The 17,076-nt window shown below is 65.9% G+C and carries 9 protein-coding genes and 5 pseudogenes; 4 read left to right on the forward strand and 10 right to left on the reverse strand.

The genetic code is table 11. The annotated features are described in order from the left end of the window. Window positions 1-249 precede the first annotated feature (249 nt). Complete coding sequence (gene pssA / locus CN538_RS05060; RefSeq protein WP_106418764.1) at window positions 250-1,122, reverse strand: CDP-diacylglycerol--serine O-phosphatidyltransferase; 873 nt, start codon at window positions 1,120-1,122, stop codon at window positions 250-252. A gap of 179 nt (window positions 1,123-1,301) precedes the next feature. After that, on the reverse strand, window positions 1,302-2,318 hold the full coding sequence (gene ilvC / locus CN538_RS05065; RefSeq protein WP_106420557.1) for a ketol-acid reductoisomerase: 1,017 nt from the start codon (window positions 2,316-2,318) through the stop codon (window positions 1,302-1,304). Window positions 2,319-2,496: 178 nt separating this feature from the next. Here ilvC and ilvY point away from each other — a divergent pair, with 178 nt between their 5' ends. Continuing rightward, window positions 2,497-3,381: an HTH-type transcriptional activator IlvY gene (ilvY, locus tag CN538_RS05070; protein ID WP_106418765.1), complete on the forward strand. Its 885-nt coding sequence runs from the start codon at window positions 2,497-2,499 to the stop codon at window positions 3,379-3,381. Between the two features lie 99 nt (window positions 3,382-3,480). On the opposite strand, the gene ilvN is transcribed toward ilvY, so the two are convergent. Continuing rightward, window positions 3,481-3,972 carry an acetolactate synthase small subunit gene (ilvN, locus tag CN538_RS05075; protein WP_106418766.1) on the reverse strand — a complete coding sequence of 164 codons (492 nt, stop codon included), beginning with the start codon at window positions 3,970-3,972 and terminating at the stop codon, window positions 3,481-3,483. Then, window positions 3,972-5,697: pseudogene (locus tag CN538_RS05080) on the reverse strand (acetolactate synthase 3 large subunit). Before CN538_RS05080 ends, ilvN begins: the two are co-directional and overlap by 1 nt. 516 nt (window positions 5,698-6,213) lie before the next feature. On the opposite strand from CN538_RS05080, the gene CN538_RS05085 reads away from it, so the two are divergent. Further along, a complete protein-coding gene (locus tag CN538_RS05085) occupies window positions 6,214-7,641 on the forward strand; it encodes a sugar porter family MFS transporter (protein ID WP_277985151.1) in 1,428 nt (475 codons plus the stop codon). 136 nt (window positions 7,642-7,777) lie between these two features. On the opposite strand, the pseudogene clpB reads toward CN538_RS05085, so the two are convergent. From clpB to rluD, 3 genes and pseudogenes are all read right to left on the reverse strand, one after another. Next, a pseudogene (gene clpB, locus CN538_RS05090) lies at window positions 7,778-10,362 on the reverse strand (ATP-dependent chaperone ClpB). Between the two features lie 182 nt (window positions 10,363-10,544). Next, window positions 10,545-11,348, reverse strand: a complete 804-nt coding sequence (gene pgeF, locus CN538_RS05095) for a peptidoglycan editing factor PgeF (RefSeq protein WP_242495578.1) — start codon at window positions 11,346-11,348, stop codon at window positions 10,545-10,547. Further along, window positions 11,345-12,304, reverse strand: a complete 960-nt coding sequence (gene rluD / locus CN538_RS05100) for a 23S rRNA pseudouridine(1911/1915/1917) synthase RluD (protein ID WP_106418769.1) — start codon at window positions 12,302-12,304, stop codon at window positions 11,345-11,347. Before rluD ends, pgeF begins: the two co-directional genes overlap by 4 nt. A gap of 161 nt (window positions 12,305-12,465) precedes the next feature. Between rluD and CN538_RS05105 the strand changes: the two are divergent. Continuing rightward, window positions 12,466-13,235 (forward strand): annotated as a pseudogene (locus CN538_RS05105) (outer membrane protein assembly factor BamD). Between the two features lie 84 nt (window positions 13,236-13,319). On the opposite strand, the pseudogene CN538_RS05110 reads toward CN538_RS05105, so the two are convergent. Both CN538_RS05110 and thiO read right to left on the reverse strand, forming a co-directional pair. Then, a pseudogene (locus tag CN538_RS05110) lies at window positions 13,320-14,958 on the reverse strand (NAD+ synthase). Window positions 14,959-15,068: 110 nt separating this feature from the next. Continuing rightward, window positions 15,069-16,150, reverse strand: a pseudogene (gene thiO, locus CN538_RS05115) (glycine oxidase ThiO). A 108-nt stretch (window positions 16,151-16,258) separates the two neighbouring features. Here thiO and CN538_RS05120 point away from each other — a divergent pair. Further along, window positions 16,259-16,759 carry a hypothetical protein gene (locus tag CN538_RS05120; protein WP_106418770.1) on the forward strand — a complete coding sequence of 167 codons (501 nt, stop codon included), beginning with the start codon at window positions 16,259-16,261 and terminating at the stop codon, window positions 16,757-16,759. Between the two features lie 17 nt (window positions 16,760-16,776). On the opposite strand, the gene CN538_RS05125 is transcribed toward CN538_RS05120, so the two are convergent. After that, on the reverse strand, window positions 16,777-16,986 hold the full coding sequence (locus tag CN538_RS05125) for a hypothetical protein (protein WP_129591304.1): 210 nt from the start codon (window positions 16,984-16,986) through the stop codon (window positions 16,777-16,779). Between the last annotated feature and the right edge of the window lie 90 nt (window positions 16,987-17,076).

Below are 17,076 nucleotides of genomic sequence, written 5' to 3' on the forward strand. Positions count from 1 at the left end.
ATTTTTTCAATCTTTTCAACAGCTTAGCTAGCTTCTCCACCAACCCGAGAACCTGTCTCGGCGTCAGCGGATGCGTACTTTACGGATCTCCCTCGGCCTTGGCAAGGGGAAATGTCGAAAAAGTTGCGCCGCGCTTCGGTACTGCCGCTACAGGCCACGTATGGCGCGGCTTCTGACGGGAGGCATCAGGCCAGATACACCGACGCCCGCGCAAGGCGGGCGTCGGTAGACATCGAAGTCGGGCCGGCGTCAGTCGTCCTGGGCCTGCTGGTCACCGGAAGCATTGCGGCGCTTGTCCCGGCGCGCCTTGTTGAGCCTACCCAGCGCAAACAACGGTCCCGATACCACGTAACAACCGAAGAGAGCCAGCAGCATCACCGAGGGTTCGATCGAGATCAGTACGAACAGCAGCACGATCACCAGCAGGAAGACGAAGGGAACGGGCCCCTTGAAGTCGATCTCCTTGAAGCTGTGGTAGCGCACATTGCTCACCATCAACACGCCAGCGGCGGCGACGACGATCGTCATCAACACCTTGAAGCCAATGGACTCGGCATCGAAGGTGTGGAAGACCCAGACACAGCCGGCGACCACTGCGGCAGCCGAAGGGCTGGGCAAGCCGACGAACCACTTCTTGTCGGTACTGCCGATCTGCACGTTAAAGCGTGCCAGCCGCAGCGCCGCCCCGGAGACGAAGATGAAGGCGGCGATCCAGCCGATCTTGCCGATATCCTGAAGAATCCAGGTGAAGGCGACCAGCGCCGGCGCCATACCGAACGAGACCATATCGGCCAGGCTGTCGAATTCGGCACCGAAGGCGCTCTGGGTATTGGTCAGGCGAGCCACTCGGCCATCCAGCCCGTCGAGCACCATGGCGATGAAGATCGCGATCGCGGCCTTAGCGTAGTCACCGTTGATCGCCGCAACGATCGAGTAGAAGCCGGCGAACAGCGCCGAGAGGGTGAACAGATTGGGCAGCAGATAGATGCCGCGACGGCGGATACGCTTGCCGTTCTCCACCGTCTCCTCGATCACCTCGTCCTCGTCGTCGAACAGCGGCGAGGTCGCGCCGATGGTGATGGTTTCGGGCTCCTGCTCGTGGTGGCGTTCTTCCTGCGTCATGGCGGCGAGTCCTTTGATATCGAGAGCGTTCCGGTATGGAAGCCGGACAATTCTACCCACAGCCTAGCGGGAATCGCGACACATGCCCTACCCGAACGATCAAACTATCGCCCTGGCAGCCAAACAAAAGGGGCGCGACCTCGGTCGCGCCCCTCGTTGCGTGCCACAGCTTAAGCGGCTCAGTTCTTGCTCTTGTCGACCAGCTGGTTGGCGGTGATCCACGGCATCATGCCGCGCAGCTTCTCACCCACCTGCTCGATCGGGTGCTCGGCGGTCTGGCGCCGGCGGGCGTTGAGCGAGGCGTAGTTGCAGGCGCCTTCGGCGATGAACATCTTGGCGTATTCGCCATCCTGGATACGCTTGAGTGCCTTGCGCATTGCCTCTTTCGAACTCTCGTTGATGATCTCGCGACCGGTCACATACTCACCGTACTCGGCATTGTTGGAGATCGAGTAGTTCATGTTGGCGATGCCGCCTTCGTACATCAGGTCGACGATCAGCTTGAGCTCGTGGAGACACTCGAAGTAGGCCATCTCGGGGGCGTAGCCCGCTTCGGTCAAGGTCTCGAAGCCCGCCTTGACCAGCTCGACCGCGCCGCCACAGAGAACCGCCTGCTCACCGAACAGATCGGTTTCGGTCTCGTCCTTGAAGGTGGTCTCGATGATCCCGCTACGGCCACCGCCGATCGCCGCGGCGTAGGAGAGCGCGATCTCCTTGGCCTGGCCGGAGGCGTTCTGATGAATCGCGATCAGGTCGGGGATACCACCGCCACGCACGAACTCGGAGCGCACGGTGTGGCCCGGCGCCTTGGGCGCGACCATGATCACGTCGAGATCGGCGCGCGGCTGGACCTGGCTGTAGTGAATGTTGAAGCCGTGGGCGAAGGCGACGGTAGCGCCCTCTTTCAGGTTCGGCTCGATCTCCTGCTCGTAGATCACCTTCTGGTTCTCGTCCGGCGCCAGGATCATGACCACGTCGGCGCTCTTGCACGCCTCGGCCACACTGGCCACCTTGAGGCCGGCACCTTCGGCCTTGGCCGCAGAAGAGGAACCCTTGCGCAGTGCCACGGTCACGTCGACACCGGACTCCTTCAGGTTATTGGCGTGGGCATGGCCCTGGGAGCCATAACCCACGATGGTGACCTGCTTGGATTGGATCAGCGACAGGTCGCAGTCCTTGTCGTAATACACGTGCATGGCAAACTCCGATATCGATACGAACAGTCTGAAATGTGTCAGGTCGGTATAGCGATCGCGTCGGCCGCGCAGCGGGCGGTGATCGTCGAACCGTGACGCCACGATAAGACAAGCGCTGCGTTGCGTAAAACGCTATATTTGCAATGCGACATTTCACATATGGCAACATGCACACGCTATGGATTACCGCCCGCTCACCCACTTCCTGGCCCTGGCCGACCATCTCCATTTCGGCCGTGCCAGCGACGCCTGCCATATCAGCCCCTCGACCCTGAGCCGCTCGCTGCGCCAGCTCGAGGAAAACCTGGGGGTGACCCTGTTCGAGCGTGACAATCGTCACGTCGAGCTGACCCGGGAAGGCCAGCTGTTCCACACCTATGCGCGGGAGACGCTGGAGCAGTGGCAGACCCTGCAGCGCGAGCTGATGGCGGAGACCCAGGAGCTGGCCGGCGAGCTCAGCATCTACTGTTCGGTCACCGCCAGCTATAGCTTCCTCTACCGCCTGCTGAGCGAATTCCGCCAGCGCCATCCGCGTATCGAGATCAAGCTGCACACCGGCGATCCGGCGGATGCCATTGCCCGGGTCCAGTCCGAACAGGAGGAGGTGGCGATCACCGCGCGCCCACGCAGCCTGCCGGAGGCGGTGGCGTTCAAGCCGCTGGCGACCTCGCCACTGGTGTTCATCGCCCCGCGTGACGGCGCCGCCTGGCTGCCGGCCACACCGGAGATTCCGACGCCGGCCCAGTGGCGCGAGGTGCCGATGATCCTGTCCGAGTCCGGGCTCTCCCGCGATCATGCCGACACCTGGTTCCGAGCGCTCGGCGTACGCCCGCGCATCTACGCCCAGGTCGCCGGCAACGAGGCGATCGTCAGCATGGTCGGACTCGGCTTCGGCGTGGGCATCGTGCCGCGGATCGTGCTCGACAATAGCCCGCTGCTCGAACGGATCACCATCCTGCCGGTCAAGCCCGAGCTGCCCCACTACGACGTCGGCCTGTGCGTACTCAAGCGCCGTCTCAAGAGCGCCCTGATCGAAGCACTGTGGGCACAGCTGCCTAGCTGAGCCGCGCTCTAATGCCCGCCAGCGTCTCCAGCGAGATACCATGAAAAACGCCCGGCGGAATCGCTTCCGCCGGGCGTCGTAGCGCTGCCGTCGAATCGGCTACAGCGACAGCAGCTTGTCGCCGCGGGCAATACCGGACACCCCGGTCCGCGCCACTTCGAGAATGCCGATCGGCGCCATCGCCTGGACGAAAGCGTCGAGCTTGCCGGCATCGCCGGTGATCTGCACGGTGTAAACGCTCGGCGTCACGTCCACGACCTGGGCCCGGAAGATGTCCGCGGTGCGCTTGACCTCGTCACGGCTGGCGCCCAGCGCCTTGACCTTGACCAGCATCAGCTCGCGCTCGATATGGTTGCCCTCGGTCAGGTCGACCAGCTTGACCACGTCGATCAGCTTGTTGAGATGCTTGGTGATCTGCTCGATCACGCGGTCGTCGCCCACCGTGGTGACGGTCAGCCGCGAGAGCGAGGGGTCTTCCGTCGGCGCCACGTTCAGCGTTTCGATGTTGAAGTTGCGCTGGGAGAACAGCCCCACCACGCGGGACAGGGCGCCGGGTTCGTTTTCCAGCAGAATCGAGATGATATGACGCATCAGGTCCGCTCCGTCTTCGACAGCAACATGTCACGCATGGAGCCCAGGCGGCACCTGCATCGGGTAGACGTGTTCGAAAGGATCGACGTAGATATCGAGGAACACGAGCTCATGGGTATCGGCGAAGGCACGCTCCAGCGCCGGCTCCAGCTCATCGAAGGTCGTCACCTTGATCGCGGTGAAGCCATAGGCCTCGATCAACTTGGCGAAGTCCGGCAGCGACTCCATGTAGGAGTGGGCGTGGCGGGACTTGTAGTTGAGATCCTGCCACTGGCGCACCATGCCCAGCGACTGGTTGTTGAGGTTGACGATCTTGACCCCGACATCGAACTGCTTACACGTCGACAGCTCCTGCATCATCATCTGGAAGCTGCCTTCACCGGTGAAGCAGACCACGTCGTCCTGCGGGAAGTTGAGCTTGACGCCCATCGCCGCCGGGAAGCCGAAGCCCATGGTGCCGAGGCCACCGGAGGTGATGAACCGGTTGGGCTTGGCAAACTTGTAATACTGGGCCGCGAACATCTGATGCTGGCCCACGTCGGTGGTGACGAAGGCTTCGCCGCGGGTAGCGCGGTAGACCGCCTCGATCACCTCCTGCGGCTTGAGTGCCTCGCCCGGCTTCGACGGCTCGTAGAGCTTGCCTTCGCGCTCGGCGCGCCAGCCGTCGATGGTTTTCCACCACTCGGCGAGCGCATCGGGGCTGGCCGGCTCGCGGTCCTGCAGCAGGCTGATCATCTCGTCGATCACGCTGCCTGCGGCACCGACGATGGGCACGTCCGCGCGCACCGTCTTGGAGATCGAGCTGGGGTCGATATCGACGTGCACGATCTTGGCCGTGGGGCAGAACTTCGAGGTGTTGTTGGTGACGCGGTCATCGAAGCGCGCGCCGATGGCGATGATCAGATCGGCGTGGTGCATCGCCATGTTGGCTTCATAGCTGCCGTGCATGCCGAGCCAGCCGAGGGAGCAGCGGTCGCCCTGGGGGAAGCCGCCGATCCCCATCAGCGTGGTGGTGATCGGAAAGCCCAGACGCTGCACCAGATCGGTCAGCGCTTCGGAGGCGCGCCCGGTGATGATGCCGCCGCCGGTATAGAACACCGGGCGCCGCGCCTTGAGCATCATGTCGACAGCTTTCTTGATCTGGCCGGTATGTCCGCGCGTGACCGGGTTGTAGGAGCGAATCTTGACCTTCTTCGGATAGACGTATTCGTAACGCTCGGTGGGCGACGTCATGTCCTTCGGAATGTCCACCAGCACCGGGCCGGGACGTCCGGTGGCGGCCAAATAGAACGCCTTCTTCAGCACCTCGGGGATCTCGCTCGGGTGCTTGATCGAGAAGCTGTGCTTCACCACCGGGCGAGTCACGCCGACGATATCGGTCTCCTGGAAGGCGTCCTCGCCGATCAGGTGGCTCATCACCTGGCCGCACAGCACCACCATGGGAATCGAATCCATGTAGGCGGTGGCGATGCCGGTGACGGCATTGGTGGCGCCGGGGCCGGAGGTGACGAGCACCACGCCGGGCTTGCCGGTGGCGCGGGCATAGCCGTCGGCGGCGTGGGTCGCGGCCTGCTCGTGGCGAACGAGAATGTGCTTGACGCTATCCTGGCGAAAGAGGGCATCGTAGATGTGCAATGCCGCACCGCCCGGGTAGCCGTAGATATGCTCCACCCCTTCGTCTTTCAGGAAGCGGGCGATCATATCGGCGCCGGAAAGTAATTCCACTGGTGAGTCTCCCCTGGAGGTTCGAGTGCCACACTGCGCGATTTCCGCGATCGCGTAGCGTTAATGCGGCGGTACGCCGCTACCGACATGCCGTCGGCGCCTGATGCCATAATCCTGGCTATGGGCCCTGGGTGGGGACCCGCACTCATGGAAACCTCGTGACCGGCAGGTCGACGCGGCTCCCGGCACGGCAGATCGCCGTGTGGGGTTGGCGGGGACGAGCGGGTGGCCCGTTCCCCTCTTTCCTGAGAAAGAGTTCCTTCGACAGGCGGGTAGAGGTCACGCAGAACCTACCCTTCACGCAGCGGCCAGGGGTCGCCCGGCAATGGCTGCGCCCGCAATCAGGAGTCGCCTAGATTCTCCCAGCGCTCCCGGAGTGTCAACCTTGGCGGGCACCCGGCGTCAGCACCGGCCATCGGCGCCCGACACGCGCCCCTCCGTTTACCGAAGCGCGACGAAAGTCTACCGACGAACGCTCGCATCTGCGTCGATCCCTTGCTGTAATGCGCAAGCTGAATCGATTCATCTCATGTATACCGCGTCGCCCGACCCGGAAGAAGGAGGAGTTCCATGTCGCGTATCGTCCAGTGGTCGATCACGGTAGCCCTGGCCGGGTTTCTATTCGGCTTCGATACCGCGGTCATCTCCGGCGCCGACAAACCCATCCAGGCGCTGTGGGGGCTGAGCGACCTGCAGCACGGCCTGCTGGTGATGTCGATGGCGCTGTGGGGCACGGTGATCGGCGCCATCTGGGGCAACTACCCCACCGACCGCCTGGGCCGGCGCGCCACCCTGCTGCTGATCGGCGGGCTCTATCTGATCTCGGCGATGGGCTCGGCGCTGGCCAGCGACCCCTACTGGTTCTCGTTCTTCCGTCTGATCGGCGGTATCGGCGTGGGCGTCTCCTCGGTGGCGGCCCCCACCTATATTTCGGAGATCGCGCCAAGCGAGCGTCGCGGCCTGCTGGTGGGCCTGTATCAGTTCAACGTGGTGTTCGGCATCCTGATGGCGTTCGTCTCCAACTATGTGATCGGCGCGCTGATCGACGGCCAGGCGTGGCGCTGGATGCTCGGCGTCGAGGCGGTGCCGGCGCTGATCTACACCCTGATGGTGCTGCGCATTCCACGCAGCCCGCGCTGGCTGATCCTGCACCGCAACGACACCCAAGGCGCCGCCGCGGTACTGCGGCAGCTCGACCCGCAAGCCGACGTCGACGCCCAGGTCGCCGCGATCCGCGCCGCCGACGACAGTGACGAGCAGCAGGCGCGACCGGCGTTCTTCTCCGGCCGCTATCGCCTGCCCATCCTGCTGGCGTTCCTGATCGCCTTCTTCAATCAGCTCTCCGGTATCAATTTCATCATCTACTACGCCCCCCGAGTGCTCGAAGCGGCCCAGCTCGGCAGCAGCGCTGCCCTGCTCTCGACCGTGGGCATCGGCGTGATCAACCTGCTGTTCACCATGCTCGGCATGGCGCTGATCGACCGTCTGGGGCGGCGCACCCTGCTCTACATCGGCTCGGTGGGCTATATCGCCTCGCTGGTGCTGATCTCGCGCGCCTTCTTCTCCGGCGATCTGGGTGGTCTCGACGTGCCCTTGCTGCTGTGCCTGTTCATCGCCGCCCACGCCATCAGCCAGGGGGCGATCATCTGGGTCTTCATCGCCGAGATCTTCCCCAACCAGGTGCGCGCCCGCGGCCAGTCCTTCGGCAGTTCGGTGCACTGGATCTGCGCTGCCTGTATCGCACTGCTGATGCCCACGGTGCTGGGGCACTTCAACGGCGGGCCGGTGTTCGCCTTCTTCGCCGTGATGATGGTATTGCAGGTGCTGTTCGTGATGTTCCTGATGCCCGAGACCAAGGGCGTCTCGCTGGAGGAGCTACAGCGCCGCCTGGTACGCGGCGGCAGCGACCCGGCAGCGCAGCGGCGCCAGCCCGCCCGCGCCTGAACAGACGCCCCAGGCGCGATCTCTGGCCTCGGAAGGTCTCGGGGGCGTGAGAACTGCGGCCCAGACAAGACAAGAGCCCCGCCTTTCGGCGGGGCTCTATCGTGGTCACTAGCCGTACAGCGAGTATCCGCCGACGTCAGGTCGCGAACACCAGATGGTCGCCCTCGGCGCGCACCCGGATAATATCGCCCGGGGCGAAGCGCCCCGCCAGCAGATCCTGGGCCAGCGGGTTCTCGATCCGGTTCTGGATCGCACGCTTGAGCGGACGCGCCCCATAGACCGGATCGAAGCCCACCACCGCCAGCTGAGCCATGGCGTCGCTGCTGACCTCGAGCCCGAGATCGCGCTCGGCGAGCCGCTGACGCAGACGCTCGAGCTGGATCGAGGCAATCGCCTGGATCTGCTCCTGGCCGAGGGCGTGGAACACCACCACCTCGTCGATACGGTTGATCAGCTCGGGGCGGAAGTGGTTACCCACCACGGCCATCACCGCATCACGCATCGCCGCGTAGTCGGACTCCTCGCCGCCCATGCGCTGGATCACGTCGGAGCCCAGGTTGGAGGTCATCACGATCACCGTGTTGCGGAAATCCACCGTGCGCCCCTGGCCATCGGTTAGGCGCCCATCCTCGAGTACCTGCAGCAGGATGTTGAAAACATCCGGGTGCGCCTTCTCGACCTCGTCGAGCAGCAGCACCGAGTAGGGCTTGCGGCGAACGGCCTCGGTCAGGTAGCCGCCCTCCTCGTAACCGACGTAGCCCGGCGGCGCCCCGATCAGACGCGCCACCGAGTGCTTCTCCATGAACTCGGACATGTCGATGCGCACCATCGCTTCCTCGGTGTCGAAGAGGAAACTGGCCAGCGACTTGCACAGCTCGGTCTTGCCTACCCCGGTGGGGCCGAGGAACAGGAACGAGCCGTTGGGCCGGTTGGGATCGGAGAGCCCGGCCCGCGAACGACGCACGGCGTTGGCCACCGCGGTGACCGCTTCGTCCTGGCCGATCACCCGCTCGTGCAGCGCCTCTTCCATGCGCAGCAGCTTGTCACGCTCACCCTCGAGCATCTTGGCCACCGGAATCCCGGTCCAGCGCGACACCACCTCGGCAATCTCCTCCTCGGTCACGTTGGAGCGCAGGAGCTGATGCTCCGCCGCGCCGCTGGCCTCGCTCTCGCTGCTCTCGGCGATCTGCTGCTCGAGCTTGGGGATGACCCCGTACTGCAGTTCGGACATGCGCCCGAGATCGCCCTGGCGCCGCGCCGCTTCGAGGTCGATACGCGCCTGTTCGAGTTCGGCCTTGTACTGGGCCGCGCCCTGGATGCTGGCCTTCTCGGCCTTCCACACCTGCTCGAGATCGGCGTATTCGCGTTCGAGTTCATCGATCAGGCTTTCGAGATTCTCCAGGCGCTTGCGCGAAGCCTCGTCGGTCTCCTTCTTCAGCGCCTCACGCTCCATCTTGAGCTGGATCAGACGCCGTTCGAGACGATCCATCTCCTCCGGCTTGGAGTCGAGCTCCATGCGGATGCGCGAGGCCGCCTCGTCGATCAGGTCGATCGCCTTGTCTGGGAGCTGGCGGTCGGTGATGTAGCGGGTCGAGAGTTTGGCCGCGGCGATGATCGCGCCGTCGGTGATGTCGACCCCGTGGTGGACCTCGTAGCGCTCCTTGAGCCCGCGCAGGATGGCGACGGTGTCCTCTTCGCTGGGCTCGTCCACCAGCACCTTCTGGAAGCGCCGCTCCAGCGCCGCATCCTTCTCGATGTACTGGCGGTACTCGTCGAGAGTGGTCGCCCCCACGCAGTGCAGCTCACCGCGGGCCAGCGCCGGCTTGAGCATGTTGCCGGCATCCATCGAGCCCTCGGCCTTGCCCGCGCCGACCATGGTGTGCAGCTCGTCGATGAACAGGATCACCCGCCCCTCTTCCTTGGCCAGCTCGTTGAGCACCGCCTTGAGCCGCTCCTCGAAGTCGCCGCGGAACTTGGCCCCGGCCAGCAGCGCGCCCATGTCCAGCGACAGCACGCGCTTCTCCTTGAGCCCCTCCGGCACCTCGCCGTTGACGATGCGCTGGGCCAGCCCTTCGACGATCGCGGTCTTGCCCACCCCGGCTCGCCGATCAGCACCGGGTTGTTCTTGGTCCGCCGCTGCAGTACCTGGATGGTGCGGCGAATCTCGTCGTCGCGCCCGATCACCGGGTCGAGCTTGCCGTCGCTGGCGCGGGCGGTCAGATCGAGGGTGTACTTTTCCAGCGCCTCGCGCTTCTCTTCGACGTTGGCATCGTCGACCTGGGCGCCGCCGCGCACCTCGCTGATCGCCGTGGCCAGACGCTTGCGCTCCAGCCCGGCCTGGGTCAACACCTTGGCCACGCCGCCCTTGAGATCGAGCGCGGCGAGCAGCACCAGTTCGATCGCGATGTAGTGGTCGCCGCGGCTCTGGGCCTCGCGGTCGGCCAGATTGAACAACCGCCCCAGGTCCTGGCTCATGCTGACGTTGCCGTCGAACTGGCCGACTTCGGGCAGCTTGTCGAGATAGCTCGTCAGCCCCTCGCGCAGACGGCTGACGTCGCCGCCCGCCTTCTGCACCAGGCCCTTGACGCCGCTGTCGCGCATCTCCAGCAGCGCCATCAGCAGATGCCCCGGGTCGAGCTGATTATGGCCGCGGCCGACCGCCAGCGATTGCGCCTCGGCCAGGGCGTTCTGCAACTTCGTGGTCATGCGATCCATACGCATCGGATTCCCTCCAGAGCCGGCCGACCGAGTCGGCGGCGAATCAGTTTATCAGTTGACAGCTAGATGGAGGTATGTTTATACAATTCAAGCGTCACGCATGAAAAATTCGCCTGCGCCAAATGGACGCAGACGAATCTCATTCATGTGGAATCTGAAACAGAAGGGAAGCCGGATAGCGCGACTCAGCGCAGCCAGATCACGCTGGCCATATGCCCGGTGCGGCCCTGGTCACGACGGTAGGAGTAAAAGCGCTCCTCGTCGCAGGCGGTGCAGAAGTGGCCGCCGCTGATCGACTGGATCCCCAGGCGCTCGAGGCGCAGGCGCGCCAGCTTGTAGAGATCGGCCATATGGTGGCCGAGCCGGTAGGGGCTGCGGTCGAAGGCGCTCTCCGCCTCCGGCTGGACCGCGACGAAGGCTTCGAACACCTCCGGACCGACCTCGAACTGGGCATTCGAGATCGCCGGCCCGAACCACACCAGAATCTCGCTCGGATCGACCCCCAGCGCGGCCACGCTGGCCTCCAGCACGCCACCGGCGAGCCCGCGCCAGCCGGCGTGGGCCACGCCCACGCGGGTCCCCGCCCGATCGCAGAAGAACACCGGCAGGCAGTCGGCGGTGAGCACCACGCAGGCGTAATCACGCCCGCTGGTGACCGCCGCATCGGCCTCGGGCGGCGTCTCGCGGTACTCGGGCTGATAGCTCTGCATCACCCGCGCCCCGTGGACCTGCTTGAGCCAGAACAGCGGACGCCCATCGCCCACCTCCAGCGACAGCAGCTCACGGCAGCGCGCCACCGTCTGCGGGTCGTCGCCCTTGAAGCCCTGGGGATTGAAAGCGGCGAAGTGGCCGCGGCTGGGGCCGGTCTGGCGCGTGGTGACGAAGGCACCGACGGTACTCGGCGCGGCCCAGTCAGGCAGGATCAGCGTCGGCGCATCGCTGGCCGGCGCGGTCATGCCGGGCAATCCGGAAGCGTCACTCAGGCTCATGCCTCGCCCTCCCGGTCCTGACGCAGCGCATCCAGCAGCAGGAAAATGTCATCGGGCAGCGGCGCGCGGCACTCCACCGGCTCGCCGCTGACGGGATGCGTGAAGCGCAGCTTGTGCGCATGCAGCGCCTGGCGCGGGAAATCGCGCAGCAGCGTCTTGAGCGACTCGCCGGCGCCGGCGGGTAGCTTGAGCCGCCCGCCGTAGACCGGATCCCCGACCAGCGGATAGCGCACATGGGCCAGATGCACGCGGATCTGATGGGTGCGCCCGGTCTCCAGACGACAGCGCACGTGGGTGTGCCCACGGAAGCGCTCCTGGACCCGGTAGTGGGTCACCGCCGGCTTGCCACCATTGGTGACCGACTGACGCTGACGATCCTTGGGATGGCGCCCGATCGGCGCATCCACGGTACCGCCGGCGGTCATGGTGCCGACCACGATGGCATCGTACTCCCGCGACACGCTACGCGCCTGCAGCTGCTCGACCAGTGCGGTCTGGGCCTCCAGCGTCTTGGCCACCATCATCAGCCCGGTGGTGTCCTTGTCGAGACGATGCACGATGCCGGCACGGGGGATACCGGCCAGCGCCGGAAAATGGTGCAACAGGGCGTTGAGCAGGGTGCCGTCGGGGTTGCCGGCGGCGGGATGCACCACCAGCCCGGCAGGCTTGTCGATCACCACCACCGCGTCGTCTTCGTGGACGATGGTCAGTGGAATATCCTGTGCCTCCCAGCGGGTCTCGGCTTCCAGTTGCGCGTCGAGCGCCAGCCGTTCACCGCCGAACACCTTGTCCTTGGGCCGTGCCGTGCGCCCGTCGAGACTGAGCTCGCCCTGCTGGATCCAGCTCTTGAGCCGCTCGCGGGAGAACTCGGGGAACATTTCGGCCGCCGCCTGGTCCAGACGTCGTCCGGCCAAATGCTCGGGTATGCGCTCGTCACGCTTGAGGATGTCGGCCATACGTCGGGAAGGATTCCGTTTCGCCGGTACATTTCGCCGCTACCGGGGTTTGCTTTATAGTGAGCGGATTCGGCGGATTCTATCACGGCCGCCAGGGATTGGTTGATACGAGGATGACGATGCGATTTTCAGCGCGATTTCCCGCACTGGGCGCCCTGCTGATGTCGGGCGCGCTGCTCGCCGGGTGCGCCAGTAACGAGCCCGCCCCCGATCTGCAGGAGCAGGAGCTCTACCAGCAGGCCCAGAGCTCGCTCGATGCCGGCCGTTTCTCCACCGCGGTGACCCAGCTGGAAGCGCTCGATACCCGTTTCCCCTTCGGTCGCTACGCCGAGCAAGCCCAGCTGGAGCAGATCTACGCCTACTACAAGGTGGGAGAACTGGGAGCAGGCGCGCGCCGCCGCCAGCCGCTTCATCCGTCTGCATCCGGATCATCCGCAGGTCGACTACGCTTACTACATGCGTGGCCTGGCCGCCTATCAGGCAGGACGCTTCAGCCTCGAGGCCTGGAGCTGATCGACATCTCCAAGCGCGATCTAGGGGCCTCGCGTGACGCCTACGTCGACTTCGGCGAGCTGGTGCGGCGCTTCCCCGACAGCGCCTACGCTCCGGACGCGCGCCAGCGCATCATCTATCTGCGCAACGTGATGGCGCGCCACGAGCTGCAGGTGGCCGACTTTACCTGCGCAAGGGCGCCTATGTCGCCGCGATCGAGCGCGGGCGCTGGGTGATCGAGCACTACCCCAAGTCCACTGCGACCCGCGATGCCCTGGCGGTAATGGTCGAGGGCTATCTGGGTCTGGACATGCGCGGTCGCGCACAGAGCGTGCTCAAGACGCTGATCGCCAACGATCCCGACAACGCCCAGCTCGATGGCAACACTTTCGAGCCCAAGCATGTCAAGGTGAACCCGCCGCTCACCGCCAACGGCTGAGCAGCCGGAGCCCAAAAAACCGCGACCCAGTCGCGGTTTTTGATGCGCCGAATTGGCTTGATCAGAGGCCTGACCGGGGCCTGACTAGGCGCCAGGCTGCCACCCATTGACGATCGGATAGCGCCGATCGCGGCCGAAGCCACGCAGCGTCACCCGTACACCCACCGGCGCCTGACGCCGCTTGTACTCGTTGCGGTCGACCAGCTTGACCACCTTGTAGACGTCGTCGCGATCATAGCCGGCAGCGATGATCGCCTCGGCGCTCATGTCGCCTTCGATATAGCGCTCGAGAATGGCATCGAGCACGTCGTAGCCCGGCAGCGAGTCGCTGTCCTGCTGATCGGGGGCCAACTCGGCGGAGGGCGGCCGGGTGATCACCCGCTCCGGGATCGCCGCGGACTGAGCATTACGCCACCTGGCCAGCCGGTAGACCCAGGTCTTGTAGACATCCTTGAGCGCGTTGTAGCCGCCGACCATGTCGCCGTAGAGGGTGGCGTAGCCCACCGCCATCTCGCTCTTGTTGCCGGTGGTCTGGACCATCAGCCCCTTCTTGTTGGAGATCGCCATCAGCAGCACACCGCGCACCCGCGACTGCAGGTTCTCCTCGGTGGTATCCGCCTTCAGGCCGCTGAAGCTCTCGGCGAGGGTGGCGGTGAACGCCTCGACCATCGGCGCGATCGGCATCACCTCGTAGCCGACGCCGAGCAGTCGGGCCTGTTCGGCGGCGTCGGCACGCGAGATCTCGGCGGTGTAGTGATACGGCATCATCACCGCATGGACCCGCTCGGGGCCGAGGGCATCGACGGCGATAGCCAGCGACAGCGCCGAGTCGATGCCCCCGGAGCCCCATGACCACGCCCTGAAAACCGCTCTTGTTGACGTAGTCGCGCAGCCCGGTGACCAGCGCGCAGTAGAGATTCTCCTCGCTCTCCGGCAGCGCCTCGCGCTCGCCCGACTCGGGATGCCAGCCGGCGTCCGCGGCGACGAAGCGCACCGGCATCAGCCCGGCCTGCCAGAACGGCGCGCGTACCGCGACCTCGCCCTGGGCATCCAGCACCAGCGAACCGCCGTCGAACACCAGCTCGTCCTGGCCGCCGATGGCGTTGACGTAGACCACCGGCCGGCCCGCCTCGCGGGCACGGGTGGCGAACAGCCGCTCGCGCTCGGCGGGCTTGTCGAGATGGAACGGCGAGGCGTTGAGCGTGACCAGGATATCGGCGCCGGCCTGCGCCGACTGCCGGACCGGGGCGCCATCCCACAGATCCTCGCAGATCAGGATGCCGAGCCGCGCGCCGGCGTGCTCGATCACCAACGGCTGGGTGCCGGGCTCGAAGTAACGATCCTCGTCGAACACCTGATAGTTGGGCAGCGCCTGCTTGGCGTACTCACCCCGCCATTCTCCTCCCAGCAGCACGCCGGCGAGGTTGTAGCGCTTGCCGTCGCGCAGGCCGGGATACCCCACCACGACCAGGGTCTGCGGCGCAAACTTGGCGATCTTCTGCGCCATCTCCGCCAGCGCCTCAGCCAGGCGCGGCTCCATCGCCTCGCGCAGCAGCAGGTCTTCAGGCGGATAGCCGGTGAGATAGAGCTCGCTGAATACCACCACGTCGGCGTCGTGCTCGAGCTTCGCCTCGCGCACGGCCTCGATCGCCGCTGCGGTATTGCCGGCGATATCGCCGACCAGCGGGTCGAGCTGTGCCATTACCAGGGTCAGGTCTTGCATGGGTCCACTCTCTCCAGACAGCTACGACAGGGTTGGCTGGCGCCGCGCAACCGGCCTCGGCGGCGTCACGCTCATTTTCGCCCATGGCCGCGGCCAGGCAAAATCCATACTCAGCGCGGCAGGTAAGGGGTCGGGTCGACGATCGGCGCGCAGCCGATCAGTTGATCCACCAGCAGCCGGGTCGAGGCCGGCGCCAGCACCAGGCCGTTGCGGTAGTGTCCGGCATTGATGTGCAGCCCGTCGAACCCCGGTACCGCACCAATGGTCGGGATACCCTCGGGCGAGCCGGGGCGCAGCCCGGCCCAGTGGTGCTCGACTTCGCACTCGGCCAGCGCCGGCACGATGCTGCAGGCGCTGGCGTGCAGCGAGCCGAGCGCCGCGGCGGTGGTCTGCTTGTCGAAGCCGACCTCCTCGAGGGTCGAACCGGCCAGCACGCGGCCATCGGCGCGCGGAATGACGTAGCGGCCATCCTTGAGCACCACCCGCTCGACCAGCCCGGTTGGCGCCTTGAACAGAATCATCTGCCCCTTGACAGGACGCACGGCCAACTCGACCCCGATACCCGCCAGCAGCGCGCTCGACCAGGCCCCGGCGCAGACCACGGTGTGTCCGGCGTGCAGCGCCCCGCTATCGGTCTCGACCCCGCGGATGGCCGCGCCCTGGCGAATCAGTGCGCGCACCTCGCGCCCCTCGTGCAGCGTCACCCCGGGGCTGGCGGCGAGGCGCGCGCGCAGCGCCTGACCCAGGCGCGGGTTGCGGATGCTGCCCAGTCGGCATCCACAGCGCGCCGTCGAATCCGGGTGCCGCCTGCGGCTCCTTCGCATACAGGGTCGCGGCATCGATGCGCGACAGCGCTTGGCCACCTCGCGCGCCCAGTCGAGGGCGGCGGCGACATCCTCGACGCGCAGATAGAGCAGCCCCTTCTGGCGGAACTCGGGGTCGATGCCGGTCTCTTCGAGCAGCCGCCCGGCGAGCTCCGGGTAGCGCCCTCGGACCAGCTCGACAACGCCGAGATCGGCCGCGAATAGCGCCAGGGGTAGAGCGGCGAAACAATGCCACCGCCGGCCCAGGAGGCCTCGCGGCCGCAGCGCCCGCGCGCCACCAGCGCCACCGAGTGCCCGGCATCGGCCAGCTGCAGCGCCGTCAGCATGCCGATGACGCCTCCCCCCACGATCAAGAAATCCTGCTGCATGTCGATATCCCGACAAAAGCCCGATGTTACCACCCCCACTGCCGCGCGTGCCCGCCCTCGCCCGAGGAGATACCTCCATCGCCCCGCCTACCGCTCACCGCCAGTCGCGTGCGCGCCATCGTCTCAGCTCAGATCGCACCACGGGGCTTCACCCTGATCGAGCTGGCTGGTCACCCTGGTGATCATCGGCATACTCGCCGGCATCGCGATCTCCACAAGCGGCTGGCTGGAGCGCCGCCGCCTGGCCAGCGAGACCGGGCGCTGCACCAGCGCCTGGAAGCGCTGCAGCTCGCCGTCGCCACGCGCCAGCCGTGGCGGCTCTGCGCCCTCGGCGCCAACGGCCAGTGCGGCAAGAATTGGAACCGGGGTTATCAGTGGACTCAGGCCGACGGTGGCGGAGGGCGCCTGGCGGGGGAGCATCCGCTGACGGGTGTCGGTCTGGTCTGGAATGGCGGCAACCAACTCACTTTCAACAGCACACCCTGGCACTTCAATACGTCCCTCGGCAGCTTCTGGGTCTGCACGGCCAGTGACGGCAACAAGCTAACCCTCAACGATGCCGGCCGGGTGACGCTGACCCAGGGTGATCGCAGCGGATGCCCTCCCTGAGGGCTTCCGGACGTGGTTCAACGCGGCGTACTGCGCTCCACGGCACGCGCTTGGGCGCTGGAGAAAATCTCGCGGGCGCCGATACAGCGCTCGACCTGAAGTCCTTCGCCGGGTGCCTCCTGGTCGAGGAAGCGCTGCAGCGCCCGCTGAGCCTTACGCACTTCGTCGATCTCGATCCAGCGAATGCGCAGGCTGCCGTCGGCCTGACGCACCGCACACTTGGCCATCTCGCGCTCATCTGCCCGCGTGGGTGATAGCAGGCCGAGTAGACAGAGCCCGAGCACACAGAGGCAGAGCGCTGCCAGTCGCGCGCCGGG

The sequence above is a fragment of the Salinicola tamaricis genome, assembly GCF_003006155.1.
Lineage (GTDB): Bacteria > Pseudomonadota > Gammaproteobacteria > Pseudomonadales > Halomonadaceae > Salinicola > Salinicola tamaricis.

What these genes read in the sequence shown, in the direction of transcription:
- pssA (WP_106418764.1), bottom strand. Translation starts at nt 1,122, where the DNA reads ATGACGCAGGAAGAACGCCACCACGAGCAGGAGCCCGAAACCATCACC.
- ilvC (WP_106420557.1), bottom strand. Translation starts at nt 2,318, where the DNA reads ATGCACGTGTATTACGACAAGGACTGCGACCTGTCGCTGATCCAATCC.
- ilvY (WP_106418765.1), top strand. Translation starts at nt 2,497, where the DNA reads ATGGATTACCGCCCGCTCACCCACTTCCTGGCCCTGGCCGACCATCTC.
- ilvN (WP_106418766.1), bottom strand. Translation starts at nt 3,972, where the DNA reads ATGCGTCATATCATCTCGATTCTGCTGGAAAACGAACCCGGCGCCCTG.
- pgeF (WP_242495578.1), bottom strand. Translation starts at nt 11,348, where the DNA reads ATGAGCCTGAGTGACGCTTCCGGATTGCCCGGCATGACCGCGCCGGCC.
- rluD (WP_106418769.1), bottom strand. Translation starts at nt 12,304, where the DNA reads ATGGCCGACATCCTCAAGCGTGACGAGCGCATACCCGAGCATTTGGCC.
- CN538_RS05125 (WP_129591304.1), bottom strand. Translation starts at nt 16,986, where the DNA reads ATGGCCAAGTGTGCGGTGCGTCAGGCCGACGGCAGCCTGCGCATTCGC.